Origin of the sequence: Janibacter sp. YB324, from assembly GCF_014217915.1 — a bacterium.
Classification (GTDB): Bacteria; Actinomycetota; Actinomycetes; order Actinomycetales; family Dermatophilaceae; genus Janibacter; species Janibacter indicus.
The window spans coordinates 2490847-2516097 of the sequence record NZ_CP060120.1 but is presented as its reverse complement, the minus strand read 5'-3'; the positions used below and the strand labels follow the sequence as shown (position 1 = coordinate 2516097).

Annotated in this window: 26 protein-coding genes; 15 read left to right on the top strand and 11 right to left on the bottom strand. The window is 71.9% G+C overall.

The genetic code is table 11. The features are described 5' to 3' along the window. Positions 1–17: 17 nt before the first annotated feature. Positions 18–719, bottom strand: a complete 702-nt coding sequence (locus H7A72_RS12270; RefSeq protein ID WP_185220710.1) for a hypothetical protein — start codon at positions 717–719, stop codon at positions 18–20. A 173-nt stretch (positions 720–892) separates the two neighbouring features. After that, the gene (locus H7A72_RS12265; protein WP_185220709.1) at positions 893–2557 is read right to left on the bottom strand and encodes a DHA2 family efflux MFS transporter permease subunit; all 1665 of its coding nucleotides are present in this window, start codon (positions 2555–2557) and stop codon (positions 893–895) included. 137 nt (positions 2558–2694) lie between these two features. Between H7A72_RS12265 and H7A72_RS12260 the strand changes: the two genes are divergently transcribed. From H7A72_RS12260 to guaA, 6 genes are all read left to right on the top strand, one after another. Continuing rightward, positions 2695–3816 carry a GuaB3 family IMP dehydrogenase-related protein gene (locus H7A72_RS12260; protein ID WP_072625303.1) on the top strand — a complete coding sequence of 374 codons (1122 nt, stop codon included), beginning with the start codon at positions 2695–2697 and terminating at the stop codon, positions 3814–3816. Between the two features lie 389 nt (positions 3817–4205). After that, positions 4206–5798, top strand: coding sequence for a succinic semialdehyde dehydrogenase (locus tag H7A72_RS12255; RefSeq protein ID WP_185220708.1), 1593 nt, complete (start codon positions 4206–4208; stop codon positions 5796–5798). Positions 5799–5806: 8 nt separating this feature from the next. Next, the gene (locus H7A72_RS12250) at positions 5807–7576 is read left to right on the top strand and encodes an FAD-dependent oxidoreductase (RefSeq protein ID WP_185220707.1); all 1770 of its coding nucleotides are present in this window, start codon (positions 5807–5809) and stop codon (positions 7574–7576) included. 33 nt (positions 7577–7609) lie between these two features. After that, on the top strand, positions 7610–8362 hold the full coding sequence (locus H7A72_RS12245; protein ID WP_185220706.1) for an SURF1 family protein: 753 nt from the start codon (positions 7610–7612) through the stop codon (positions 8360–8362). Further along, positions 8359–8703 (top strand): DUF3817 domain-containing protein, encoded by a 345-nt coding sequence (locus H7A72_RS12240; RefSeq protein WP_084450227.1) that lies wholly within the window; start codon positions 8359–8361, stop codon positions 8701–8703. Before H7A72_RS12245 ends, H7A72_RS12240 begins: the two co-directional genes overlap by 4 nt. A 42-nt stretch (positions 8704–8745) precedes the next feature. Further along, positions 8746–10323: a glutamine-hydrolyzing GMP synthase gene (gene guaA / locus H7A72_RS12235; RefSeq protein ID WP_185220705.1), complete on the top strand. Its 1578-nt coding sequence runs from the start codon at positions 8746–8748 to the stop codon at positions 10321–10323. 21 nt (positions 10324–10344) lie between these two features. Here the strand turns inward: guaA and H7A72_RS12230 are convergent, their stop codons facing one another. Beyond that, positions 10345–10755 carry a hypothetical protein gene (locus H7A72_RS12230; RefSeq protein ID WP_143445451.1) on the bottom strand — a complete coding sequence of 137 codons (411 nt, stop codon included), beginning with the start codon at positions 10753–10755 and terminating at the stop codon, positions 10345–10347. Positions 10756–10877: 122 nt separating this feature from the next. On the opposite strand from H7A72_RS12230, the gene H7A72_RS12225 reads away from it, so the two are divergent. Further along, the gene (locus H7A72_RS12225; RefSeq protein ID WP_223277918.1) at positions 10878–11927 is read left to right on the top strand and encodes a WXG100 family type VII secretion target; all 1050 of its coding nucleotides are present in this window, start codon (positions 10878–10880) and stop codon (positions 11925–11927) included. Positions 11928–11982: 55 nt separating this feature from the next. Further along, positions 11983–12837 carry a hypothetical protein gene (locus H7A72_RS12220; RefSeq protein ID WP_084450231.1) on the top strand — a complete coding sequence of 285 codons (855 nt, stop codon included), beginning with the start codon at positions 11983–11985 and terminating at the stop codon, positions 12835–12837. A gap of 9 nt (positions 12838–12846) precedes the next feature. Here H7A72_RS12220 and H7A72_RS12215 read toward each other — a convergent pair whose 3' ends face one another. Then, positions 12847–13350: a hypothetical protein gene (locus tag H7A72_RS12215; protein ID WP_185220704.1), complete on the bottom strand. Its 504-nt coding sequence runs from the start codon at positions 13348–13350 to the stop codon at positions 12847–12849. A 68-nt stretch (positions 13351–13418) separates the two neighbouring features. Between H7A72_RS12215 and H7A72_RS12210 the strand changes: the two genes are divergently transcribed. The 3 genes from H7A72_RS12210 to H7A72_RS12200 are packed head-to-tail and all read left to right on the top strand — an operon-like array spanning position 13419 to position 16265. Then, on the top strand, positions 13419–14129 hold the full coding sequence (locus H7A72_RS12210) for a 1-acyl-sn-glycerol-3-phosphate acyltransferase (RefSeq protein WP_223277634.1): 711 nt from the start codon (positions 13419–13421) through the stop codon (positions 14127–14129). Positions 14130–14133: 4 nt separating this feature from the next. Beyond that, positions 14134–15465 (top strand): Mur ligase family protein, encoded by a 1332-nt coding sequence (locus tag H7A72_RS12205; protein ID WP_185220703.1) that lies wholly within the window; start codon positions 14134–14136, stop codon positions 15463–15465. After that, positions 15465–16265: a type 1 glutamine amidotransferase gene (locus H7A72_RS12200; RefSeq protein WP_185220702.1), complete on the top strand. Its 801-nt coding sequence runs from the start codon at positions 15465–15467 to the stop codon at positions 16263–16265. Before H7A72_RS12205 ends, H7A72_RS12200 begins: the two co-directional genes overlap by 1 nt. 18 nt (positions 16266–16283) lie before the next feature. Here H7A72_RS12200 and H7A72_RS12195 read toward each other — a convergent pair whose 3' ends face one another. Then, on the bottom strand, positions 16284–17363 hold the full coding sequence (locus H7A72_RS12195; protein WP_223277633.1) for a lysylphosphatidylglycerol synthase transmembrane domain-containing protein: 1080 nt from the start codon (positions 17361–17363) through the stop codon (positions 16284–16286). Further along, positions 17360–18205 (bottom strand): PIG-L deacetylase family protein, encoded by an 846-nt coding sequence (locus H7A72_RS12190; RefSeq protein ID WP_084450235.1) that lies wholly within the window; start codon positions 18203–18205, stop codon positions 17360–17362. Before H7A72_RS12190 ends, H7A72_RS12195 begins: the two co-directional genes overlap by 4 nt. A 42-nt stretch (positions 18206–18247) precedes the next feature. On the opposite strand from H7A72_RS12190, the gene H7A72_RS12185 reads away from it, so the two are divergent. Genes H7A72_RS12185 through H7A72_RS12175 form a run of 3 tightly spaced genes read left to right on the top strand, consistent with a single transcriptional unit; the run spans position 18248 to position 20412 of the window. Continuing rightward, a complete protein-coding gene (locus H7A72_RS12185) occupies positions 18248–19372 on the top strand; it encodes a glycosyltransferase family 4 protein (RefSeq protein WP_185220701.1) in 1125 nt (374 codons plus the stop codon). Further along, entirely contained in the window at positions 19369–20040 is a 672-nt protein-coding gene (locus H7A72_RS12180) for an NUDIX hydrolase (protein ID WP_084450237.1), read from the top strand. The genes H7A72_RS12185 and H7A72_RS12180 overlap by 4 nt, the downstream gene beginning before the upstream one ends. 33 nt (positions 20041–20073) lie before the next feature. Beyond that, positions 20074–20412 carry a hypothetical protein gene (locus H7A72_RS12175; protein WP_185220700.1) on the top strand — a complete coding sequence of 113 codons (339 nt, stop codon included), beginning with the start codon at positions 20074–20076 and terminating at the stop codon, positions 20410–20412. A gap of 59 nt (positions 20413–20471) precedes the next feature. Here H7A72_RS12175 and H7A72_RS12170 read toward each other — a convergent pair whose 3' ends face one another. The 3 genes from H7A72_RS12170 to H7A72_RS12160 form a co-directional block, all read right to left on the bottom strand. After that, entirely contained in the window at positions 20472–21350 is an 879-nt protein-coding gene (locus H7A72_RS12170; protein WP_185220699.1) for a hypothetical protein, read from the bottom strand. Between the two features lie 162 nt (positions 21351–21512). Further along, complete coding sequence (locus H7A72_RS12165; protein WP_084450240.1) at positions 21513–22502, bottom strand: quinone oxidoreductase; 990 nt, start codon at positions 22500–22502, stop codon at positions 21513–21515. Positions 22503–22506: 4 nt separating this feature from the next. Next, a complete protein-coding gene (locus H7A72_RS12160; RefSeq protein ID WP_185220698.1) occupies positions 22507–23340 on the bottom strand; it encodes a uracil-DNA glycosylase in 834 nt (277 codons plus the stop codon). A gap of 81 nt (positions 23341–23421) precedes the next feature. On the opposite strand from H7A72_RS12160, the gene H7A72_RS12155 reads away from it, so the two are divergent. Next, positions 23422–23748: a TfoX/Sxy family protein gene (locus H7A72_RS12155; protein WP_072625285.1), complete on the top strand. Its 327-nt coding sequence runs from the start codon at positions 23422–23424 to the stop codon at positions 23746–23748. 204 nt (positions 23749–23952) lie between these two features. On the opposite strand, the gene H7A72_RS12150 is transcribed toward H7A72_RS12155, so the two are convergent. Further along, on the bottom strand, positions 23953–24177 hold the full coding sequence (locus H7A72_RS12150; protein ID WP_185220697.1) for a ribbon-helix-helix protein, CopG family: 225 nt from the start codon (positions 24175–24177) through the stop codon (positions 23953–23955). Next, positions 24164–25231, bottom strand: a complete 1068-nt coding sequence (ligD, locus tag H7A72_RS12145; protein ID WP_185220696.1) for a non-homologous end-joining DNA ligase — start codon at positions 25229–25231, stop codon at positions 24164–24166. Before ligD ends, H7A72_RS12150 begins: the two co-directional genes overlap by 14 nt. Positions 25232–25251 lie beyond the last annotated feature (20 nt).

Sequence of the window (25251 nt, the reverse complement as noted above, 5' to 3'; positions counted from 1 at the left end):
GACGACCGCGACGACGGTCAGATGCCGCTCGGCAGGTAGGGGATGTTCCAGCCGCTCCACTCGCCGGCCATGGAGGCGCTGACCGTGCGGGTGAGCAGGCTCAGCCGCTGCCAGTCGCCGTTCTTCCACTGCGCGGAGTAGAGGGTCTGGCGGAAGGCGCCGCCGTTGGCGGGGCGGGCGGCCTCGGACGCGATGACCTTGACCGCGCCGGTGCTCGTCGTCGTCCGCTTGTAGCCCACCGAGGACCACACCGAGCCGTCGGTGACCCAGCGGTACCGGGAGCGCGGGTCCTTGAGCGTGGTCAGCCGTCCGTCGCGATAGGTGAGGACCTGCGAGTAGGCGGTGTGGGCGCCGAGGTCGGTCTTGGTGACGAGCTCGTAGCCGGCCTCGCCGTCGATCTTCGCGGCCCCGAAGAAGGCATCGCGGCCCATCCTGCGCTGGGTGTCGGTGACGACCTGGAGCCGCTCGCCGTCGGCGGTGTGCACGCGGGTGGTGATCTTGTCCCCGCCCTCGGCGGTGGCACCCCAGTGCGTCTGCGCGACGGAGTCGGAGCGCCCGTCGCCGTCGACGTCGGCCCGGCTGACGATGACGCAGCCGCTGCCCTTGCCCTCGCAGGCATTGGGGCCCGCGGACCCGCCCGAGCCGGCGGCCTGCGCCCATCCGGCGAAGCCGGTGGCGGCGAGCGCGAGCGTGATGGCGGTCGTGGTGGTGGTGCGCACGTGCTTCATTGCTGATCTCCCCTGATGATCTGCGGCCCCCTGTGGCCCGCGTCATCTCTCCAGACGTGCCTCGGGTGCGGCCGGTTGCGTGGTCTGCAAAAACTTCCGAGCACGACGAAGGGGGCCGCTCCCGTCACGGGAGCGACCCCCTTCGCCATGGGGTGGGCAGGGCCTCAGTGCACGAGGACCGGAGCGCTCTCGCCCGGCTCCTCGTCGAGCAGGTGGCTCTCCTCCCGCTTGCGCGGGAGGAAGGCCGCCACGACGAGGGTCGCGAGGCACATGAAGGCGGAGACCCAGTAGGTCGCGGCAAAGGCCTCGGCCATGTCGACGCGCACGGCCTGCATCAGCGCCGCGGCACCGGCCTGTGGGTCGGAGGCGTACTGGGCCATGATCTGCGCGACCTCGGGGAACTTCGCGAGCAGCTCCTGCATCGCGCCCGGGTCGGTGGCCTTGGCGCTCTCCTCGCCGAACTGCTGGGCCTGACCGATGAGCGGCCGGTCCTCGAAGCCGCGCGTCAGCACGACCGACGCGATGGCGACGCCGAAGGAGCTGGCGACCTGCTGGGTGATGTTGAGCAGGGTCGAACCACGGGCGACCTGGTGGGCCGTGAGGGCCTTGAGCGAGCTGGTCATGAGCGGCATCATCGTCGCGCCCATGCCCAGGCCCATGACGAAGAGCGCCGGGATGACGAAGCCCCAGTAGCTCGAGTCCGCCGACAGCTGGGTGAAGGCGAACATGCCGCCGGTGATCAGGGCGATGCCGACCGGGACGATCCGGCCGACGGGGTACTTGTCGACGAGCATGCCGGCGATGGGCATGGTGACGAGTGCGCCGAGACCCTGCGGGATCATCAGCACGCCGGCCATCGTCGTGCTCTCGCCGCGCACCTGCTGGAAGTAGGTCGGCATGAGGAGCAGGCCGCCGAAGAAGGCTGCCGCGAAGAGGAACATCGTCAGCGCGGCGACCGAGAACTGCCGGTTGGCGAGCAGGCGCAGGTCGAGCAGCGGGTGCTTGGGCCGCATCGACCACCAGGCGAAGGCGAGGATGAGGACGAGCCCGGCCAGCGCCGTGCCGTAGACCTTGGGCGAGTTGACCGTGCCCTCCTCGGGGATCGAGGAGACGCCGTAGAGGAAGAGGGCCAGGCCGGGCGACATGAGGAGCAGGCCGACGACGTCGAGCGACTCGGTGGGCTCGGTGTGGTCCTTGGGCAGGACGAGCGCGGCGTAGACGAGCGCGACGATGCCGAGCGGCAGGTTGATGAGGAAGATCCAGGTCCAGCTCGGACGGCCCAGCCAGTGGGCGTTGTCGATGAGCCAGCCGCCGAGGATCGGGCCGCCGATCGGGCCGAGGAGCATCGGGATGCCGAGGATCGCCATGAGCCGACCGATGCGGTCGGGGCCGGCCGCGCGGGTCATGATCGTCATGCCGAGCGGCATGAGCATGCCGCCACCCAGGCCCTGGACGACGCGGGCGCCGATGAGCATGCCGATCGACGGGGCCAAGGCGCACAGGACCGAGCCGGCGACGAAGAAGGCGATGGCCGCGAGGTACAGGCGCTTGGTGCCGAAGCGGTCGGCAGCCCAGCCCGTGAGCGGGATGACCGTGGCCAGAGCCAGCGTGTAAGCGGTGACGGTCCACGCGACGGTGGAGTAGTGCAGCGGCTCGGGGCCGGTCGCCAGGTCGGTCTGGAAGTGGGGCAGGGCGACGTTGACGACCGTGATGTCGAGGATCGACATGATCGAGCCGAGGACGACGACGCCGGCGATCTTGAGCACGGCGGCGTCGATCTTGTCCGGGTACTCCGGTGGCAGTGAGGGGTCGTGCGTGGTGACGGACACAGGAGTCTCCTGGGAGAGTGCGAAGGGGGGAGGCGGCGGCCTCGCCGCCACCCTGGCCACACGCGGATAGATGTATGCGTCGGCCAAGTAAGTATGCGCCCTCGTGGGTGAGGGGCCAAGCCAATTAGGGTGTGCGGGTGAACGAGATCGAGATCGGCCGAGGCAAGCGGGGCCGCAGGGCCTACTCCTTCGACGACATCGCGGTGCTGCCGAGTCGGCGTACGCGCGACCCCGAGGAGGTCTCCCTGGACTGGCAGATCGATGCCTACCACTTCGAGATGCCGGTCATCGCCGCGCCGATGGACTCGGTGATGTCGCCGACGACGGCGATCGCCTTCGGCGAGGCCGGGGGGCTGCCGGTGCTCGACCTCGAGGGGCTGTGGACGCGCTACAGCGACCCCGAGCCGCTCCTGGCGGAGATCGCCTCGCTCGACCCCGCCCTGGCGACCGCGCGCATGCAGGAGATCTACGCCGCCCCGATCCAGCCGGAGCTGATCACCGAGCGGCTGCGCCAGCTGCGCGCCGCGGGGGTCGCCGTCGCCGGTGCCCTCAGCCCGCAGAACACCCAGCAGCACTGGAAGACCGTCGTCGACGCCGGGGTCGACCTCTTCGTCATCCGCGGCACGACCGTCTCCGCAGAGCACGTGAGCAGCCGCAGCGAGCCGCTCAACCTCAAGCGGTTCATCTACGAGCTCGACGTGCCGGTGATCGTCGGTGGCGCCGCGAGCTACACCGCAGCCCTGCACCTGATGCGCACCGGTGCCGCGGGCGTCCTCGTCGGCTTCGGCGGGGGAGCGGCGCACACGACCCGGCAGGCGCTCGGCATCCACGCCCCGATGGCCAGTGCGGTCGCCGACGTCGCGGCGGCCCGCCGTGACTACCTCGACGAGTCCGGCGGTCGCTACGTCCACGTCATCGCCGACGGCGGGCTGGGCACGAGCGGCGACATCGTCAAGGCGATCGCCTGCGGTGCCGACGCGGTCATGCTCGGTGCCGCCCTCGCCCGAGCCACCGATGCACCCGGGCGCGGATTCCACTGGGGGGCCGAGGCGCACCACCCCGAGCTGCCTCGTGGCGCGCGGGTCGAGGTCGGCTCGGTCGCCCCGCTCCAGGAGGTCCTCTTCGGCCCCAGCCGGGTCGCCGACGGCACGACCAACCTCATCGGCGCCCTGCGCCGGGCCATGGCCACCACCGGCTACACCGAGGTCAAGGAGCTGCAGCGCATCGAGGTCGTCGTCGCGCCCCACCAGCCGAGCTGACCGGGGTGGTCTGACGCTCCCTGAGGAGCTTGCGCAGCGAGCGTCTCGAAGGGAGTCGCGTGCGGCCTCGGTTCACATGTCCTTGAGGTCGTGCGCCCTTCGAGGCACTGATGGTCGGGAGGCAGGGCCATCCGCGCCGGGCGGCGCCGCGGTGACGCCCCCTTCCGTGTGACGGTCCGCCCGCCCGTGTCACTCCATGCGGTCACACAGGTGCCGCCTGTGTGACACAGATGCGGCCGGGCTCGGCCGCGGCTCACCCGCAGCGCCAAGGCCGGGTTCCCCGTCTTCTCAGGGGCCGGAGCCTCTCCTCAGGGGCCAGAGTCGGCCGCGTCGCGCGCATCACGTCGCGCACTCTGGCAGGCCCCCGGCTGCACGGTTACCTTGGGGTAATGACCTCGGAGATCATCGCTGACCCTGACCTCGACCCCACCGCCACCTATGCGGTCGACCCGGGGCGTGCCCGACGTCTGGCCAGCCGGGTGGTCGCCTCTCCCACGGCAGCGACCTTCACCCGCACCTCCCCGCTGACCGGCGGGCCGATCGCGGCGCTGCCGCAGTCGAGCGCGCAGGACGTCGCCCGCGCGGTGAGCGCGGCCCGGGCGGCCCAGCCGCGGTGGGCGGCCACGTCCTTCGAGGAGCGTCGCCGGGTCCTGCTGCGCTTCCACGACCTCGTCCTGGCCAAGCAGGTCGAGCTGCTCGACCTCGTCCAGATCGAGTCCGGCAAGGTGCGCAAGCAGGCCTTCGAGGAGGTCCTCGACACGGCTCTTGCCGCGCGCTACTACGGCCGGACCGCCGAGGCCCACCTGCGCCCGCGCAAGGTCGCCGGCGCCTTCCCGGTGCTGACCCAGACCCGCGTGCAGCACCACCCCAAGGGTGTCGTCGGCATCGTCTCGCCGTGGAACTACCCGCTGAGCCTGGCGATCACCGACGCGCTGCCCGCCCTCATGGCCGGCAACGCGGTCGTGCTGCGCCCCGACCAGCAGGGCTCGGTGACCGCGCTCGCCGGGATCGAGCTGCTCGGCGACGCCGGGCTGCCCGAGGGTGTCCTGCAGGTCGTCCTCGGCTCGGGGGCCGAGGCAGGGCAGGCCGTCGTCGACACCACCGACTACGTCTGCTACACCGGCTCGACCCCGACCGGCCGCCGGGTCGCGGTGTCCGCGGCCGAGCGTCTCGTCTCCTTCAGCCTCGAGCTCGGTGGCAAGAATTCCGTCTACATCGCCGACGACGCCGATCTGGGTCGCGCGGTCGAGGGGGCGGTGCGCGCCTGCTTCTCCAGCGCGGGCCAGCTGTGCATCTCCACCGAGCGGGTCCTCGTCCACGAGGCGATCGCCGACGAGTTCATCCCGCGCTTCGTGGCCGCCGTCGACGCGATGACCCTCGGCACCGAGCTCGAGTACGGCTACGACATGGGCTCGCTGGTCAACCAGGCCCAGCTCGACACCGTCACCCGCCACGTCGAGGACGCCGTCGCCAAGGGGGCCACGGTCCTCACCGGCGGCAAGCACCGCCCCGACATCGGGCCCTATGTCTACGAGCCGACCGTCATCGAGGGGGTCAGCGCCGCGATGGAGTGCCGCGACGAGGAGACCTTCGGGCCGCTCGTGGCGATCTACCGGGTCGCCGACGACGACGACGCGGTCCGGCTGGCCAACGACACCAGCTACGGGCTCAACTCCTCTGTCTGGACCACGGACGTCGCCCGGGGGCGACGCATCGCCGCGCGCATCAAGACCGGCACGGTCAACATCAACGAGTGCTACGCCGCCGCCTGGGGGTCCATGGGGGCCCCGATGGGCGGCATGAAGGACTCGGGCATGGGCCGCCGCCACGGGGCCGAGGGCATCCTCAAGTACACCGAGGCGCAGACCGTCGCCGCCCAGTACCTCGTGCCGATCGCGCCCGCCTTCGGCCTGAGCGACAAGACCTACTCCAAGGCCCTCACCGCTGGACTGAAGCTGATGAAGATGGCAGGGATGAAGTGACCCCGGACGTGACCACCGACACCGACGTCCTGGTCATCGGCTCCGGCTTCGGAGGCTCGGTCGCCGCCCTTCGCCTGGCGGAGAAGGGCTACCGGGTCACCATCCTCGAGGCCGGGCGCCGCTTCGCCGACGAGGACTTCGCCGAGACCAGTTGGGACCTGAAGAACTTCCTGTGGGCGCCCAAGGCCGGCTGTTACGGCATCCAGCGCATCCACATGCTCAAGGACGTGATGATCCTCGCCGGAGCGGGTGTGGGTGGCGGGTCGCTCAACTACGCCAACACCCTCTACGTCCCGCCGGAGGTCTTCTTCCGCGACCGGCAGTGGGGGCACATCACCGACTGGCAGGCCGAACTCCTGCCGCACTACGACATGGCGAGCACGATGCTCGGCGTCGTCACCAACCCCTGCGAGGGGGTCGTCGAGGACGCCATGCGCGACGCGGCCGCCCAGATGGGCGTGGCCGAGACCTTCCGCAAGACGCCGGTCGGCGTGCTCTTCGGTGACGACGACTCGCGCGAGCAGCAGGGCAAGGACGTCGCCGACCCCTACTTCGGTGGGGCCGGCCCCGCGCGCACGACGTGCACCGAGTGCGGCAACTGCATGGTCGGCTGCCGCGTCGGCGCCAAGAACACCCTGATGAAGAACTACCTGGCGCTCGCCGAGGGGCTCGGTGTGCAGATCGTCCCGATGCGGACCGTCACCCGCGTCGGCGTGGTCCCCGGCACCGAGGGCCCCGACGAGGTCTACCGGGTGCGCCATGAGGCGACCGATGCGTTGGGGGACAAGAGCGCCCGCGTCACGACGGCCAGCAAGGTCGTCGTCGCGGCCGGCACCTGGGGCACGCAGACCCTCCTCCACGAGATGAAGGCCGACGGCGAGCTGCCGGCGATCAGCGACTTCCTCGGGCAGCTGACCCGGACCAACTCCGAGGCGCTCGTCGGGGCGCTCGCCGACAGCCCGCCGGAGGGAGAGCACGACCTGACGAAGGGCGTGGCCATCACCTCCTCCTTCCACCCCGACGCAGACACGCACATCGAAAACGTGCGCTACGGCCACGGCTCCGACGCGATGGGTCTGCTCACGACTCTGCTCGCGCCCCCGCGCACCGGTCACGCCCCGCGCTGGGCCAAGCTGCTAGCCGAGCTGCCGCGCCAGCTGCCGGCGCTCAAGGCATGGTTCCCGCCGGGCACGCACTTCGCCGACAGCACGGTCATCGGCCTGGTCATGCAGTCGCTCGACAACTCGCTGACGACCTCTCTGACGACGGGACCGGGTGGGCGCCGGCGGTTGACCTCGACGCAGGGCCACGGTGAGGAGAACCCGACCTACATCGCGGCCGGGCACGAGGGCATCCGGGTCCTGGCCACCAAGCTGGCCGAGCGGATCGGGCGCCCCTTCTACCCCGGCGGCACGTGGAGCGAGGCCTTCGACATCCCGCTCACCGCGCACTTCCTCGGTGGGGCCCCCATCAGTGACTCGCCGGCCACCGGGGTCATCGATCCCTACCACCGTGTGTGGGGCCACCCGGGCATCAGCGTCGTCGACGGCTCGGCCGTCTCGGCCAACCTCGGGGTCAACCCCTCGCTGACGATCACCGCGCAGGCCGAGCGCGCCTTCTCGCTGTGGCCCAATGCCGGTGACGCCGATGGGCGCCCCTCTCAGGGCGACGCCTACCGGCGCCTCGACCCGGTGCCCGCGCAGACCCCGGCGGTGAGCGAGTACACGCACACCAGCTCCAAGGTGTCGCTGCCGATGCCATCCGTGCGGAGGGCGTGAGGGGCGCCCAGAGCGCTCACGTAGCCTGAGCGGGTGCTCCGGACCGCCCTTCGCCCCCGCTTCCTGGGGCTCCTCGTGGTGGCTCTGGTGCTCGTGGTCCTCGGCATCATCGCGGGCCGCTGGCAGTGGTCCGTGGCGCACGACGTGGCCCGGGCCGACGCGGTCCGCGAGGTGCAGGAGCAGCCGGTGCGGCCGCTGGCCGAGGTCATGGCCCCGCACGAGTCCTTCCCCGACGACGGGTCGGGCCAGCGGGTGACCGCGACCGGTCGCTACGTCGGTGACCCCCTCGTCGTCGTGGACCGGCGCTACGAGGGGCAGCACGTCGAGTGGGTCCTCGACCGCTTCGTCGTGGACGGCACCGGCGCCAACCTCGCCGTCGTTCGTGGCTTCGTCCCCGAAGGGGAGGACCCCCCTTCGGCCCCGCAGGGAACCACCGAGCTCGTCGGGTCGTTGGCTCCTCCGGAGGCGCCGGACGAGACCGGTGGCGTCGAGGACGGTCAGCTGGCCTCGGTCGACATCGCCCAGCTGGTCAACGAGTGGTCGGGCGAGATGTACAACGGCTTCGCCTTCGCCGTCAGCGAGGACGGCGTCGCGCGGGCCGACGGTCTGGAGCGGGTGCCACCACCGCTGCCGGACACCTCGCTGCAGTTCCGCAACGTGATGTACGCCTTCCAGTGGTGGCTCTTCGCGGCCTTCGCGGTGTGGATGTGGTTGAAGATCGTGCGCCAGGCGGCGCGCCAGGACGAGGCGGACGTACCCGCCCGGGAGTTGGAGGAGTCGACGTGAGCAGCCACGAGACCAAGGCAGGTCCCACCGCGGACCCGAGAGCGATCGCGACGGCCCTGACCTTCTTCCGCGGGACGGCGATCGTCGCCGGTCTGGCGATGTTCGTCCTCATCGTCGAGATGGTCCTCAAGTACGGCATGGACAACGACGTGCTCTCGTGGTGGTCGCCGGTGCACGGACTGATCTTCATGGTCTTCGCCGTCGCGACGGCCAACCTCGGCTTCAAGGTCGGCTGGTCCGTGGGCCGGATGATCGTCATCCTGCTGCTCGCGTGCATCCCCTTCCTCGCCTTCGTCGAGGAGCGCCGCGTCGTCCGCGAGGTCACGCCGCTCACCACCTGAGGCGACGAAGGGGGAGCGCCCTCGCCCCGGTAGCCTGTGCGGGTGACGGAATCGCTCAAGACCTCTCCGGTCCTCGTCGTCGACTACGGCGCCCAGTACGCCCAGCTCATCGCACGTCGCGTGCGTGAGGCGAAGATCTACAGCGAGGTCGTGCCGCACACGATGCCCGTGGCCGAGATCCTCGCCAAGGGGCCGGCCGCGGTGATCCTCTCCGGCGGCCCCTCGTCGGTCTACGCCGAGGACGCCCCCTCGCTCGACGTGACGCTGCTCGAGGCCGGGGTCCCGGTCTTCGGCATGTGCTACGGCTTCCAGGCGATGGTCCAGGCGCTCGGGGGCACCGTCGAGCGGACCGGGCTGCGCGAGTACGGCTCGACCCGCGCGCAGGTGAGCGACCGCGAGTCCACGCTCTTCAACGGCCAGCCCGCCGAGCAGTCGGTCTGGATGAGCCACGGCGACTCGGTCACCGAGGCGCCCGAGGGCATGCGGGTCACCGCGAGCACCTCCGGCGCTCCGGTTGCGGCCTTCGAGGACGACGAGCGGCGCCTCTACGGGGTGCAGTGGCACCCCGAGGTGCTGCACTCGACCTTCGGCCAGCCCGTCCTCGAGAACTTCCTCGTCCGTGGCGCCGGGCTGAGCCCCGACTGGACCGCCGACAATGTCATCGACGAGCAGGTCGAGCTCATCCGCGAGACCGTCGGTGAGGACCGCGTGCTCTGCGCCCTCTCCGGCGGGGTCGACTCCTCGGTCGCTGCGGCGCTCGTGCAGCGCGCCGTCGGCGAGCAGCTGACCTGCGTCTTCGTCGACCACGGCCTGCTGCGGCAGGGCGAGGCCGAGCAGGTCGAGGAGGAGTTCGTCGCCGCGACCGGGGTCAAGCTCGTCGTCGTCGACGCCAAGGAGCGCTTCCTCGGTGCGCTCGCCGGGGTCACCGACCCCGAGGACAAGCGCAAGATCATCGGCCGCGAGTTCATCCGCGTCTTCGAGCAGGCCGCCCGCGACGTCGTCGGCGAGGGCGACGAGTCGGGCCACCCGGTCAAGTGGCTCGTCCAGGGCACGCTCTATCCCGACGTCGTCGAGTCCGGCGGCGGCACGGGTGCGGCCAACATCAAGTCGCACCACAACGTGGGCGGTCTGCCCGACGACCTGCAGTTCAAGCTCATCGAGCCGCTGCGCGCCCTCTTCAAGGACGAGGTGCGTCAGGTCGGTCGCGAGCTCGGTGTGCCCGACCCGATCGTCGACCGCCAGCCCTTCCCCGGGCCGGGCCTGGGTATCCGCATCATCGGTGAGGTCACCGAGCACAACCTCGACATCCTGCGCCGCGCCGACGCCATCGCCCGCGAGGAGCTGACCGCCGCCGGCCTCGACAAGGAGATCTGGCAGTGCCCGGTCGTCCTGCTTGCCGACGTCCGCTCGGTGGGTGTCCAGGGCGACGGCCGCACCTACGGCCACCCGATCGTCCTGCGCCCCGTCTCGTCCGAGGACGCGATGACCGCCGACTGGACCCGCGTGCCGGGTGACGTGCTGGCGCAGATCTCCACGCGCATCACCAACGAGGTCGAAGAGGTCAACCGGGTCGTGCTCGACGTGACGAGCAAGCCGCCGGGCACCATCGAGTGGGAGTGAGCGGGACCTCCCTTCGACCCGTCAGCCGAAGACGAGCTTCCACACACCCCCGATGAGACCGCAGAGGCAGATCAGCCCGACACCGCCACCGATCGAGACGGCGACCTGCCGCATGTCGAGGCCCGCGCGCCGAGGCTGCGGCGTCGTCCCGAGCTCACCCTTGGACACCATCGACTTCGGGACGGCGTAGAAGAGGTCGGCCGCCTGACCCGGCGCCACGTCGACGTCTGTGCGGGTCTCCCCGTAGGTCGTGAAGCCGACCGACGACTCCACCTCGAGCCGGTGACGTCCCGGGGCGACCGGGACGACGGTCGTGGGTGCGACGACGTCGACGCCGTGCCCGTCGACCCGGGCACGGACGATCGCACCCGTGGTGCTGCCCGTGATCGTCAGCCTGATCCACCCCTGGGGCGCGTTCGCGTTCGGTGTCATGGCGGCCACCCTAGGGGAGTGCTCCCCATCGTCTCGGTGAGGCATTGCCCGTAGGTTCGTCATCAGCACCTTGCCGCAGACCGAGAGAGACGAGGGGACGAGCAGTGACCGTCACCGATGGGATGGACGTCGAACGCGTGCGTTCGATCGCTCAGCAGCTGCTGAGCCAGAGCACGAAGATCGACGACGTGCGTGCGAGCGGCGAGGGGCAGATCAGTGTGCTCGAGGGGGCGTGGTCCGGACCCGACCTCGAGAAGTTCGAGGACGGGTGGGACCGGGCCATGCCGCAGCTCGACCACGCGGGTCAGGCGCTGCGCGACTTCGGCCGCGAGCTCGTCCGCCAGGCCAACGACCAGGACAAGGCATCCGACGGCGTCGGTGGCCGGACCGGCGGCCCGGTCGTGCCCCCGGGCAAGAGCGGTGAGGGGCAGTCCCTGCTCGATCGGATCATCAAGGGGATCGGCGACGGGCTCTCCAAGGTCTGGGAGGGCGTCAAGGGCGTCGTCGACTGGATCAAGGACAACATCTGGACGCCCCTCGGCATCCCGCTCATCCTCAAGGACATCTGGGACAGCGTCCGAGACATCTCGGCCAAGTTCAAGCAGGTGACCGACGACCTGCTGCGTCAGGCCGGCAAGTGGTTCGACGAGACCTTCCCCAAGCTGCTGAAGTGGGGCGAGAAGCTCGCCCCCGTCGGCAAGTTCGTCGGCAAGCTCGGCAAGATCTTCGGCAAGGCCATCCCGGGCCTCGGTGTGGGCTTCTGGGCCTGGGACATGAAGGATCTCGTCCATGACTGGTGGAGCGGCGAGATCAACCCGGCCGACTTCTGGAACAAGGGAATCCTCGGAACCACGGCGATGGTTGCCGGCTTCTTCCCGCCCTACGGCACCCTGATCGCCGCCGGCATCGGTCTGGAGCAGCTGCGCCACGAGTACATGCCGAAGATGGAGCGCGCGCTCGCCAACAAGCTGGGCCTGCCGGAGAACTCGATCACGACGGTGCGGGCCCTGGCCATGGCGCCGATCTACCCGCTCGGGCTCGCCGACCTCCTGCCCAACAAGGACTTCGACCTGCCCGGGCCCTCTCCCAAGGAGCTGTTCGAGGGCGGTGTCGACGCCGTCAAGGACGCCGGCGACACGCTGGCCGACCTCAACCCACTGCCCTGGCCCTAACAGACGCGCGCACCCCCGCTCGCCACTGCCGACCGTCTGACGCGAGGATGTCCTCATGACCCAACCTGCCGACACCACGATCGACCTGGCCGACGGCGCGGAGGCCGTCCGTCTCGTCGTCGACGACTACCGCACCTCGGGGGACGACGTGCTCAACCTGGGCATGCTCACCGACGAGGAGCTCTTCGCCTACACGCGGGACCTCGAGGAGGCCGCCCCCTTCGGGCTCTGGTTCGGGCGCCTGGAGGAGGTCGAGCAGCAGGCGGCGGCGCTCGGGGCGGTCCGGGCGCGAGCGGTGCGAGGTGAGATCGGCGCCGACCTCGGCCTGGCCGAGGTCCCGGTCGAGATCGCCGAGGACGGGACCGGCACGGTCTCGCTCGAGACGCCGGTCGTCGCCGGGATCACGCTGCGGCGCAACGCGATCCAGCTGTCCCTGCGCGTGATGGGGGCGATCGGTGAGACGTGGTATCTGCTGCGTCACGTCGAGGACGACATCTGGCTGCGGGAGACCGTCACCACGCAGGGCTTCCACCTCCTCGCCCTCGTGCGCCTGGGAGCCGAGGAGCGAGCGGTCTACATGAGCCGCCTCCAGCTGCCGGACGGGGCTCGCGAGCGCACGGCACCCGCGGTGTCCGCATCCTTCACGGAGCAGGAGCTCAGCGACGCTGCGGGCACCGGAGGGTTGAACTTCCTCCAGGACACCTACGTCATCGGCAACCTCACCACGCTCTCCCGCGAGTCGGGTGAGCCCCGGGCGCGAATGATCAACGTCCTGCACGACGGGTCCCTCGTGGCCGGTGACGTCGGTGGCGGCCGGGTGACCTACCGGGGGACCACCGTGGCAGACCTCGAGTCCGACTGGGACGAGTGGGTGGCCACCGTCGCCCAGACGGACGACGACGGGAGCTGACCCCCTTCGTCAGGCGGAGGCCAGCACGCTGCCGAGGCCGCAGAGGCAGATGATCGCCACGGTCGCGACGATGATCGCGATCAGCGCGCCCACGCCCTTGCGTGACTGCCGCTCGTGGCCGATCGACCCGGTCGTGAACTGGTGCCACGGCACCGCGTAGAAGCCCGGCACCGTCTGCCCGGCGTGGACCTCGAGGGGCAGGTCGGCCTGGCCGTACTGCCGCATCCACTGCGCGTGCACGTGGACGTGGTGCCTCCCGGGACGAAGGGGGTAGAAGTTCGGCCCGAAGGCGGCCGGCACCGGGTAGCCGTCGATGTGCACCGTCGGCGTCAGGCCTGTGGTGAAGGCATTGCCCTGCAGGGTGAGCAGCAGCGCTCCGTGCCCCGGCGGGGGCTGCATCGTGCTCGCCTGCGGACCGGACACCGGCATCACCTGCTGACCGTGCGGCGACTGGCCCTGGGGCTGGTGGCCGTGCGGCTGCTGCGGCGGGTGCGGGGGAGGCGGCGTCGTCATGGGCGCATGCTCGCCCATCGGCCGGACGCGCGCCAATCGGGGAAGTGACGCTGGCCTACGCTGGCCGGGTGAGCAGCAACCCGGCGATGCGCGTCCTGGAGTGGCTCCTGCGGCGGGTCGTCGTGGGGCCACCGCTGCGGGCGTGGGTGCGCCTGCGGGTCGAGGGTGCCGAGCACGTCCCGACCACCGGCCCGGTGATCATCGCGAGCAACCACCTGAGCTTCATCGACTCGCTGGTCATCCCGCTCGCCGCTGGCCGCAAGGTCGGCTTCCTCGGCAAGGCCGAGTACGTCACCGGCACGGGGATCACGGGCTGGCTGGGCCGACTGTGGTTCGGCGAGTTCGGCGGGATGATCCCCGTCGACCGCTCCGACGCCCGCGCCGCAGCGCGCTCGCTCGAGCTCGCCGAGGAGCACCTCGCGACCGGCGGGGCCTTCGGCATCTACCCGGAGGGCACCCGCAGCCGCGACGGACTGCTGCACAAGGGCCGCACCGGCGTCGGCCGGCTGGCGCTGGCCTCCGGCGCGCCGGTCGTCCCCTGCGCCCTCATCGGCACCGACCGGGCACAGCCCGTCGACGCGCGGGGGATCCGCCCGCACCGCGTGACGGTGCGCTTCGCCCCGCCGGTCGACGTCGCCGCCCTCGAGGCCCAGCACGTCAAGGGCAAGCTGCTGCGCGCGATCACCGACGAGGTGATGGACGCCATCGCCGAGCGCTCCGGTCAGACGCGCAGCGCCGACTTCGCTGCTCGGCCGGGAGCCTCCGCGCCGTTAGGGTGAGTCGGTGCTCAAGACCGCAGTCGCCGCCTTCGCCGGCAAGACCGCCCGTCGCGCCGCCCGCTTCCGCGGAGGAGGCTCCGGCGGCTCGGCGCTGCCGGGCCTCGTGGCCGAGAAGATCGACCCCGGATTCCTCGCCCACGCCCTCGGCGACGTCCCGGGTGGGATCGTCGTCGTCTCCGGCACCAACGGCAAGACGACGACGACCAAGATGCTCGTCGCGCTGCTGCGGGCCCACGGCCGCACCGTCTTCACCAACCCCACCGGCAGCAACTTCACGCGTGGCGTCATCTCCGCCCTGCTCGCCGAGCGACTCCACCGCGGCCGACTCCAGGCCGACATCGCCGTCCTCGAGCTCGACGAGGCGCACGCCCTGCACTTCGCCCGGGCCGTCGCACCGACCCACGCCCTGCTGCTCAACGTCGCGCGTGACCAGCTCGACCGCTTCGCCGAGATCGACCACACCGCAGGCCTGCTCACGCAGCTGGCCGGCATGACGACGCAGGGCGCCGTGCTCAACCGCGACGACCCCTTCGTCAACCGCATCGCGACGACGGTGAGCGGCCTCGACATCGCGTGGTTCGGCCTCGACGCCTCGATCGCCGACCGGCTCGGCGAGTTGCAGGAGCACGACGCCCGCGGCCACGAGACCTACACCCCGCCGCCGGTCGGCCCGCGAGACGCGCTCCTGCTACCGGTCGACGAGCACGCGCTGACCGTGCTCTTCGGCGAGCAGGGCGAAGGGGGCCGCGTCGGCCCCGTCTCCCTGCGCCAGCGCGGCCTCGCCGCGATGATCAACGCCACGGCCGCGACGGCCACCGCCCGCGCCCTCCTCGGCGACGGCTTCCGCACCGACGCCGCCGAGCAGGCGTTGCGGACGGTCGCGCCCCCCTTCGGCCGGGGTGAGGTCGTCGACGCCGACGGGACCCCGCTCGAGCTGGTTCTGGTCAAGAACCCCGCCGGCTTCACCGTCGCGCTCGGCACCTACGGCTCGACGCCGGTCGCCACGATGGTCGCGATCAACGACGACTACGCCGACGGTCGCGACGTCTCGTGGCTCTACGACGTGAGCTTCGAGTCCTTGCGCGACAAGGGAGTTGCCATCACCAGCGGCGTGCGTGGCTGGGACATGGCCCTGCGGCTGCAGTACGACGACGTGCCCGTCGGCGACACCGAGGTCGACCTCGCGGCCGCCCTCGACCGCTTCCTCGCCGACCACCGCGACGAGCCCAAACGGATCTTCTGCACCTACACGGCGATGCTCGCGCTGCGCCGCATGCTCGGTGAGCGCTACGACCTGCCGGAGATGGGCGTCGACGCGCCCGAGGGAGCCCAGTGATGAGTGACGCCAGCCTCGACATCCCGATCCTCGGTGAGCCGACCGGGTCCGCACTGCCCGCCGACCCCGGCCACGAGGGCAAAGGCGAGATCCACCTCGTGCACCTCTACCCGCGCGAGATGAGCATCTACGGCGACCTGGGCAACACCCGCTGCCTGGCCGCACGCATTCGCCGGCACGGCTACGTGCCCGTGGTGCACCAGCACCACCCCGGCCAGCCTTTCCCCGAGCAGGCCCACCTCGTCGTGGGCGGCGGTGGGCAGGACTCCGGCCAAGCCAAGGTCGAGGAGGACCTCGAGCGGATCGCCGAGCGGCTGCGCTCGCTGGCCGCCGACGGGACCCCGATGCTCATGATCTGCGGCATGTACCAGCTCTTCGGCAATGCCTTCGTCACCGTCGAGGGGCAGCGCCTGCCGGGCCTGGGGATCCTCGACGTGACCACTCAGGGCAACGAGAAGAGAATGATCGGGCCGGTCGTCCTCACCACCGACCACGGTGACGTCGTGGGGTACGAAAACCACTCGGGCTCGACGACGCTCGGGGCGGGCCAGGCCCCCTTCGGTCGGGTGCGGCACGGCATGGGCAACAACGGCGCCGACGGCACCGAGGGCGCCGTCACCGGCCACGTCATCGGCTCCTACCTGCACGGCCCGGTCCTCCCGGCCAACCCGCGCCTCGCCGACACCCTCATCGGGTGGGCGGCCGAGCTGGCGACCGGGCGGGACTTCGCGCCGGAGCAGCTCGACGACGAGGTAGCGCGGCAGGCCCAGAGCCGGCAGGTGCGGCGACTCGTCGGCTGAGCCCGGCGAGCGGGGCGATCAGGCCTCCGTCGCGGCCCGCTCCCGGGCGCTGGCCCGGGGCATGAGGCTCCAGGCGATCCAGCCGAGCGCGCCCAGCGGGATCTCCATGAAGTGCGTGAAGATCGAGAAGAGCACCACCCCAGCCATCGCCGACGCCGGGTCGGCACCCCAGGCGACGAGCGCCGCGGCCGTGCCCGTCTCGGTGACGCCCAGTCCGCCGGGGGTGACGCCGACGGCGGTGAGCAGCCGGCCGATCGCATAGGCCGCGAAGAGCTGGCCGAAGGGCAGCTCGATGCCGGTGGTCTGCGTGCACAGCAGGAAGAGCACGTAGTAGAGACCGAAGAAGCCGACCATCCCCAGGGTCATCGACAGCCAGCCGGTGCGCACGGTCTCGGCGGTGCGGGACCGCAGCCCGGTCAGGCCCGCCTCGACGGTGTCGCCGTGGCCGCGTCGGACGAGCCGGACCAGCCGGTCGATGGCCCGGCCGAGCTGGCGGGCTCCCGCATCGGTCCCGACGGCCAGCGCGAAGACCACGATGATCGCCGTGCCGGACAGGACCGCGGCCCAGGCGGCCTCGCGCATCGCCGTCGGCAAGTCCGTGGCACCCCAGGCGAGCCCGAGCACGGCGATGATGGGGAGGGCGACCCGGGCGAGGACATTCCACACGCCGGTCACCACGGCCATCGTCGTGACGGAGGCGGCGGAGAAGCCCCAGGACTTGGCGATCGAGTAGGTCGCCGCGAGCCCCACGGCGCCGCCGCCGGGCAGCAGGTTGGACACGGACGACCCGCAGACGTTGAGGATGAGGGCGCGCAGATGGCTCAGCCCCTGCATCGCGCCCGTCATCACGAAGGTGTAGCAGTACAGCCCGGCGACGACGAGGGCCATGTAGAGCGCGGCCTTCCACGCCGGCACCGTGCGCAGGACGTGCCACACCTCGGCCCACGACGTCTTGGCGAAGTGCGGCAGGCCCCACCACAGCATGGCGACGGCAAGCCCCAGACCGAGTGTCACCTGCAGCACCCGGACGAAGGGGGAGGTCCGTCGCGTCGGTGGGGTGGAGCCGGAGGTGTCCGGCTCGGTGAGCGCGTCCGTCATGCCAGCCCCTCGAAGACGTCGGTGGCGGTCGTGCCGGGCGGGGCGTCGGGGTCGACGAACCACTCCCGGCCGAAGACGAGGTCGTAGAGCGGGCGGGGGATGCGCACGAGCATCCCGAGCGTGCGGTCGTCGCCCCCCGCGGCCGACGCCTGGCTGGCGTGCGCGCGCATCGACGCGCGCTTGGCCGCGGCGAAGCGCCGCACCGGGACGCGGTGGGTGATCTCGGCCGAGGCGCTGAAGGCCCGGTCGAAGCTGCTGCGGTCGAACTCCGGCGGGAAGCGGTAGACCCTGGCCACGAGGTCGAGGGCCCGGCAGATGAGATCGCGGGGGACCGTCGCCCACAGCACCCGCACGTCGACACCGCGCTCGCGGGCCAGCTCGGCGGCCCGGGCCCCGACCTCGTGGACGTGCACGTGGTCACGGTGACCGTAGCCGCCGTGGGGGTCGTAGGTGGTCAGCACGTCGGCCTGCTCCTCGACGAGGATCTGGCTCACCGCCTCGGCTGCCTCGTCCACCGGCACGCGGACGAAGCGGCGCCCGCCCGGCGGGTCGGGCCACACGTCGGGGCCGCTGCCGCTGTCGGCGTGGCCCAGCTCGACGGTGCGGGCGACGCCCAGCGCGCGTGCGCTCGCGGCCAGCTCCCGGCTGCGGGTGGCGGCGAGGGCGTCCCCCTTCGTCCCGAAGGTGGACTCGTCGGCCTGGCCGAGCGCGCCGTCGGTGGCGACGACGAGGACGACCCGGTGTCCCGCGGCGGCGGCCCGCGCCATCGTGCCGGCGGTGAGCAGCGCCTCGTCGTCGGGGTGCGCGTGGAAGACGACGAGGGTGCGGGCTGGCTGGTCCATCGGTGAAACCCTCCCACACCGCGCCGTGGCACCCTTGGACGCGTGAAGGTGGCCCTGCTCTCCGACTGCTACCCGCCGCGCACGGGCGGGATCGAGTCGCAGGTGGGGGACCTCGCGGTGCAGTTGGTGCAGGCCGGCCACGAGGTCGAGGTGCTCACCGCGACCTCCGCTGGTCGAGGTGCGAGTTTGCGCAGCAAGGGAGCCTCGAGACCCAGCATCCTCGTGCACCGACTCGACACCCCGCTCGCGCTGGGCCTGCCGGTCAACCCGCTCGCGGTGCCGGAGGCGCGACGTCTGCTGGCCGAAGGGGGCTTCGACGTGGCGCACGTGCACCTGGGCGTCGTCTCTCCCTTCGCGTGGGACATGGCCGGGCTGGCGACCGATCTCGGCCTGCCGACGGCCATCACGTGGCACTGCGTCCTCGACCGCGCCGCTCGCCCCCTCGGACCGGCGGTGCGCCGGTGGGTGGAGCGGGGGGCGGTGCTGTCGGCCGTCTCCGGTGTCGCTGCCGAGGGTGTGCGAGAGGCGGCGAAGGGGGAGCCCGTCGCCGTGGTGCCCAATGGCATCGACCCGACCTTCTGGCGTCCCTCGACCCCATCCCCGCTGGAAGCCATCACCCCCACCCGCCCCGTCCGCCTCGTCACGGCCACCCGCCTGGCCCCCCGCAAGCGGGTCGGCGCGCTGCTCTCCGTGGTGGCCGCCGCTCGTCGCCGGCTCGGCCCGGGTGCCATGGTCCTCGACGTCTACGGCGAAGGACCGCTGCGGCCGTGGCTCGAGGCCCGGGTCGCCGCGCTCGGGCTGCATGACGTCGTCCGGCTGCGCGGGCGGGTGAGCAGGCCCGAGCTCGCGGCGGCCTGGTCCCGGGCCGACGCCTATCTCTCTCCGACCCGCCTGGAGGCCTTCGGCATCGCCGCGCTCGAAGCTCGCACCGCCGGCCTGCCGGTGATCGCCCGCGCCGACTCCGGGGTCCGCGAGGTCGTCACCGACGGGGTCTCGGGGCTGCTCGCCCCGGACGACTCCGGGCTCGCCGACGCGCTCGTGCGGCTCGTCGCCGACGACACCCTGCGCACCCGGATCGCCGCGCACAACCGACGCGTGCCGCCGACCCAGACCTGGGACCGCGTCGTCGCGCTCGCCGTCGACGAGTACCGACGGGCCGGCGCATGAGCGTCGTCGTCGTGGCCGACGGCCCAGACGGCGAGGTCGGGCGCTGGCCGCTCGCGCACGGGCAGGACCCGGCCGACCTGCTCGCCGCGCACGGCTGGTCGGGTGCACCGACGGGCAGCGATCTCGCGGGTGGTGACGTCGAGGTCCGCTGGCAGGTCAGCCCGCTGCCCGGGCCGGTGCCACCCGTGACGCCGCAGACTGCCCCGCCCGGCGCGACGGTCCTGCAGCGGCTCGCCGCCTATGCGCTCGTCGTCGACGAGGGGCGGCTGCTCATGTCGCAGCTCTCCGACTGGGTGGGCGGCGCGGGTGGCCTGTGGACCCTGCCCGGCGGTGGCGTCGACCCGGGCGAGTCCCCGGCCGACGGCGTCGTCCGCGAGGTGCACGAGGAGACCGGGCAGGAGGTCGTCGTCGACGAGCTCGTGCAGGTGCAGTCACGTCACTGGGTCGGCGACGTGGCAGCCGGGGAGCGGCACGAGGACTTCCACGCGGTGCGGCTGATCCACCGGGCGACCTGCCCACGACCGACGCCGGCGCACGTCGTGGAGGTCGACGGCTCGACCGGTGCTGCCGCGTGGGTCCCGCTCGCCGAGGTCGGGGACCTGCCGCTCGCCGAGATGGTGCGCCTGGCCTGGCCGTGGGTGCCGGGCAGCGACTCCTACCCGCTGTAGGAGACTGGGCGCAGGTCACCTAGGCTTGGGCCCATGGACGCCCTGCACCTCATCCTCTACATCCTCCACATGATCGCCATGCTCGCGATCGTCGTCGGCCCCGCCGTCGCCGGGCGCGGTCACCTGATCCAGGTGTGGGGCGCGCGCATCCAGCTCCTGCTCGGTCTGGGCCTCACCGGCCTCGCCGAGGCGGGCGACGACCCGGTCAACTACGCCAAGATCGGCACCAAGCTCGTCATCATGATCGCCGTCCTCGCCTGCGCCGAGATCGGCAACGCCAAGGCCAAGCGTGGCGAGGCCGCCGCGACCAAGCTCGCCTGGGCCGCCGCCGGCCTGGCGGTCGTCAACGCCGCCATCGCCTTCCTCTGGTAGTCAGCTGCGGCGTGTCCCGCGGCTGACGCGGCACGCCCGGCACCGGGCCCGGATCCACGTCAGGCCGACCGCGAACTGCCGCGCGACACGCCCCCTCGTTGCTGCACGACCCACGCGATGACCTCGCGCACCCAGTCGGGGTTGAACATCACGTGCTCCCAGGCAAAGCGGAGCACGACCCAGCCGGCGAGGGTCATCTCGTTGCCACGCCAGCAGTCCGTGCGCACGTCCTCGCGCTTCTTGTGGAACTCGTGGCTGTCTGCCTCGAGCGCGATCCGGGTCACCGGGTCACCCACGTCGGCGTGCAGGGTCCTCCCGTCCCGCAGGGTGATCGGCACCTGGGCGACCCAGCCGCGGTCGTCCGCCTCGACCGCCAGAGCGCGTAGGCCCGACTCGAAGGGGTTGACGGCCTCGGCAGACGCGAGGTCCAGCACCCGGCGAGCCGCCGCGCGACCGGTGCGCGGCAGGGTCGCACGCGTCAGCTCCCGTGGGGTGACCAGACCTGACCGCAGCGCCGAGTCGGCGACCGCAAGTGCCTCGGGCAGGGGGAGGTCACGGGCGCAGTCGACGACGGTCCGCAGGGGTGTGGTCGCCGGGCCCTCGACATCTCCGGGCCCGAGGGTGCGGAAGCGCAGCCGCAGCTCGTCGGGGACGGTGATGCTGCGAGCGCGGGAGACGACGGCCTCCGGCGGCTCGGGCGCGTGCAGGACGGGCAGTCCGTGGTGGAGAGCGGCGCTGCGATGGCTGAGCACCGCTCCGGTGCGGACGGCGATGGCCCCCTGCTCGTCGAGTGGGAGCCCGTAGACACCGCGCCGGTGCCGCATGACCTCTCCCGCCGCGAGGGCGTCGCGCAGACCCATGGGCGTGGTGATCTCAAGGATCTGGGCGCGCGATGCGGTGCCGCCGTGCTGAGCGATGAGGAGCGGGAGGACGGACATCACCCAAGAGTGGCCCGGATCGCTCCAGTCGCCGCGGGGGTTTCCACAGCGGCAACCCGGCGGCATGTCACGCGGCAGTTCGCACGGCGCGCCGGGTGACAGGCCCGGATCCTCGTCGGACGCAGCCCGAACTGCCGCGCGACACGCGGGCGCAGCGCCGGGTCAGGGCACGAGGATGACCTTGCCCGTCGTCTGCCGCCCCTCGAGCGCGCGATAGGCCTCAGCCGCCTCGGCGAAGGAGTGCCGCCCACCGATGGCGATGTCGAGCCGTCCGGCCGCGATGTCCTCGAAGACCTCGCGCCCGCGCATGAGCAGCTCCTCGCGGTCCTCGATGTAGTGGGCCAGCGTCGGCCGGGTGACGAAGAGCGAGCCGCCGGAGTTCAGCCGCTGCAGGTCGAAGGGGGGTACCTGCCCGGACGCCGCGCCGAAGAGCACGAGGGTCCCGCGCCGGCGCAGCGACGCGAGCGACGCGTCGAAGGTCGCCTTGCCCACCCCGTCGTAGACGACGTCGACACCCGCGTCGGCCCCCAGCCGGCGTGCGGCGGCGGCGATGTCGGCGGCGAGGTCCTCGCTCTGGCCGTAGTCGATGACCTCGGAGGCACCTCGGGAGCGAGCGATCTCGAGCTTGGTGTCCGACCCCGCCGTCGCGATGACGGTGCCGCCGCGGTTCGTGATCATCTGCGTCAGCAGCTGCCCGACGCCACCGGCCGCGGCGTGCACGACGGCGACGGTGCCCTCCTCGACGCGCACGCAGTCGGTGACGAGCGCGTGGGCGGTCATGCCCTGCAGCGTCGCGGCGCACGCGGTCTCGAGGTCGACGTCGTCGGGGACGGGCAGCAGCCGCGTCGAGTCGGCGAGGACGAGCTCGGCGTGCAGGCCCGAGGTCATCGACCAGGCGACCCGGTCTCCCACGGCGACGGCCGCGCCCTCACCCACGGCGCGGACGGTGCCGGCCGCCTCGAAGCCCGCGACGTAGGGCGGCTCGGTCGGGTAGATCCCCTCCCGCTGGTAGACGTCGATGAAGTTGACGCCTCCGGCCGCCACCTCGACGAGCGCCTCCCCGGGGCCCGGCTCCGCCACCTCCCTCTCCTCGACGGCGAGGACCTCGGGTCCTCCGTGGCGGGTGACGACGAGTGCGCGCGTGGTGGCCATGCCCTCACCCTAGGGACTGCAGCGAGCCGATGACCTCGTCGAGCATGGCCTCGGTGAGCCGACCGGTCTGGGTGTTGTGCTGGCTCACGTGGTAGCAGCCGACGAGCTCCACCTCGCGTCCCTCGGGCGTGCGCAGGCCTGCGCGGGCGCCGTGGCCGAACCTCGGCTTCGGTCGCGGCACCTCCCACCCCGCGTGCCGCAGACCGGCGATCGTCGCGTCCCAGCCGATCGCCCCGAGGCACATGATCGAGCGGACGAAGGGAGCGCTCCTCGCCAGGTCAGTGTCGAGCCACGGTGCGCAGGTGTGCTGCTCGTCGGTCGTGGGCTTGTTCTGCGGGGGCGCGCACCGCACCGGGGCCATGATCCGTACGCGGTCGAGGGTCAGTCCGTCCCCGGCCGCCCAGGACTCGGGTTGGCTCGCGTACCCCGCCCGGTGCAGTGCGGCGAAGAGCCAGTCGCCCGACCGGTCGCCGGTGAAGTTGCGCCCGGTCCGGTTGGCTCCGTGCGCCGCTGGCGCGAGCCCCACGATCACGACCGGGGCATCGGACGGGCCGAGCGCCGGCACCGGTCGCCCCCAGTAGGGCTGGTCCGCGAAGGCCGCGCGCTTGGTGGCCGCGACCTCCTCGCGCCAGGCGACGAGTCGCGGGCAGGCCCGGCACACGGAGATCCGGGCGTCGAGCTCCTCGCCCGTCGCTCCCTTCGCCAGTCGTCGCACCTGAGCAGCCGTGCGGGCCACGGGCGTCTCCGCGCTCGCGAGGTCGTCCGGCCAGCCGGTCCCCGGCGCCACCGGTGAGGCGAAGGGAGCGCCCGTCACCGGGTGCGGCAGCAGCTCGCTCATGGACCCAACATAGGTCGCGGGGTCTCGAGGGCCTCGCTGGCGCTCGGCCACCTCGACCGGCGGGTGGGGCAGACTCGACCCATGGCCATCGACGAGCACCTCGCCGCCCGCGTCCGGTCGGACCTCACCGAGCGCGGCATCGAGTGGCAGGAGAAGCGCATGTTCGGCTCCCTGATCTTCATGGTCGGCGGGTCGATCCTCGTCGGGGTGCGCGGCGGGGGAGGACTGCTCGCGCGGGTCGACCCGGCCGAGAGCGCCGACCTGCTCGCCGACGCAGACCCGCTCTACGTGCAGGTCGCCGACATGGGTGGCAAGGACATGGGTCCGAGCTGGCTCGACGTCCACCCGGACGCGGTCGCCGACGAGGCGGGCCTGACCCACTGGGTCGACGCGGCCCTACGCCGTTGACGCCGTAGGGGAACTGGCGCATCCGGGCGCGCCGGAGACCGGGGAATCCTTCCACCGGCGCGGCGCCATGAGGGAAGGTCTGCAGTCGTTCCATCACCAGGTCAAGATCCGCGACGAAGCGACGACCCAGATCAGGGTCGCCACTGTCGTAGTGGGCATGCGCGGTCTCCAGGTCCTCTGCCGCCAAGCGGGTGAGACGGACGGTCACGCGCGAGAGCAGAGTTGCCGGCGCACGTCACCCCAGTCGAGTGTGGAGGCGGGGTCAGTGGCATCGAGGCCCTCGACCAGTTGCCGGCGTTCCAGCTCGGTGGGGTGGTAGACGGGTTCACCGACGTGGGTCCGCAATGCCTCCTGGACCGCTTCCGAACGGCTCCGGTGCTCGACCGCGCGCGCTCGTTCGATCAGGTCGTAGAGCTCATCCGGCAACATCACTGCAACTTTGCGCACCATGCCCAACCTTCCGGTATGAGGAAATCGTACCGATGCGGCGCGAGGAGTAGGGGCCCGCCGAGATCAGTCGCCGGGCTCGGCCGGCCCCCTCGTGCCCGGCCGCCTCGTCACGCTGGGCCCACTCGAGGAGCAGCGTGAGGTCGTGCGCGACGTCGTCGATGCTCGCGTGCAGGTCGCCGACCTCGGCGAAGCGCTCCGGTACGGTCGCGATCGTGCAGTCCTGCGGCTCGACGTCGGCGATCTCGTCCCAGGTGACCGGCGTCGACACCGTCCCGCGCGCATTGCCTCGCACCGAGTAGGCGGCCGCGATGGTGTGGTCGCGGGCATTCTGGTTGTAGTCGACGAAGACCGCCGCCGGGTCGCGGTCCTTGCGCCACCACGTCGTCGTCACGTCCTGCGGGGCGCGTCTCTCGACCTCACGGGCGAAGGCGAGCGCCGCCCTTCGTACCTCGCCGAACTCCCACCGCGGCTCGACCCGGACGTAGACGTGCAGGCCGGACCCGCCGCTCGTCTTGGGGTAGCCGACGACCCCGAGCTCGTCGAGCACCTCGTGGACGACGCCGGCCACCCGCCGCACCCGGTCGAAGGGAGCATCCGGCATGGGGTCGAGGTCGATCCGCCACTCGTCGGGTCGGTCGACGTCGGCGCGGCGGACATTCCACGGGTGCAGCTCGACCGTGCTCATCTGCACCGCCCAGATGATCTGCGCGAGCTCGGTCGGGCACAGCTCGTCGGCGTGCAGGTCGAAGCGGGGGAAGTGCAGCCGCACCGTCTCGACCCAGTCGGGCGCCCCCTTGGGCAGGCGCTTCTGGTGGACCTTGGCGCCGCTCACCCCCTTGGGGAAGCGGTGCAGCATCGTCGGCCGCTCGCGCAGCGCGCGCAGGATCCCGTCGCCGACGGCCAGGTAGTAGTGCGCGAGGTCGAGCTTGGTCTCCCCGCGCTCGGGGAAGTAGATCCGGTCGGGGGAGGAGATGCGCACATCGCGCCCCCCGACGTCGAGGTGGACGTCCTCGCCGTGCTCGCCGCGGGCCATGGGGCCGACAGTACCCACCC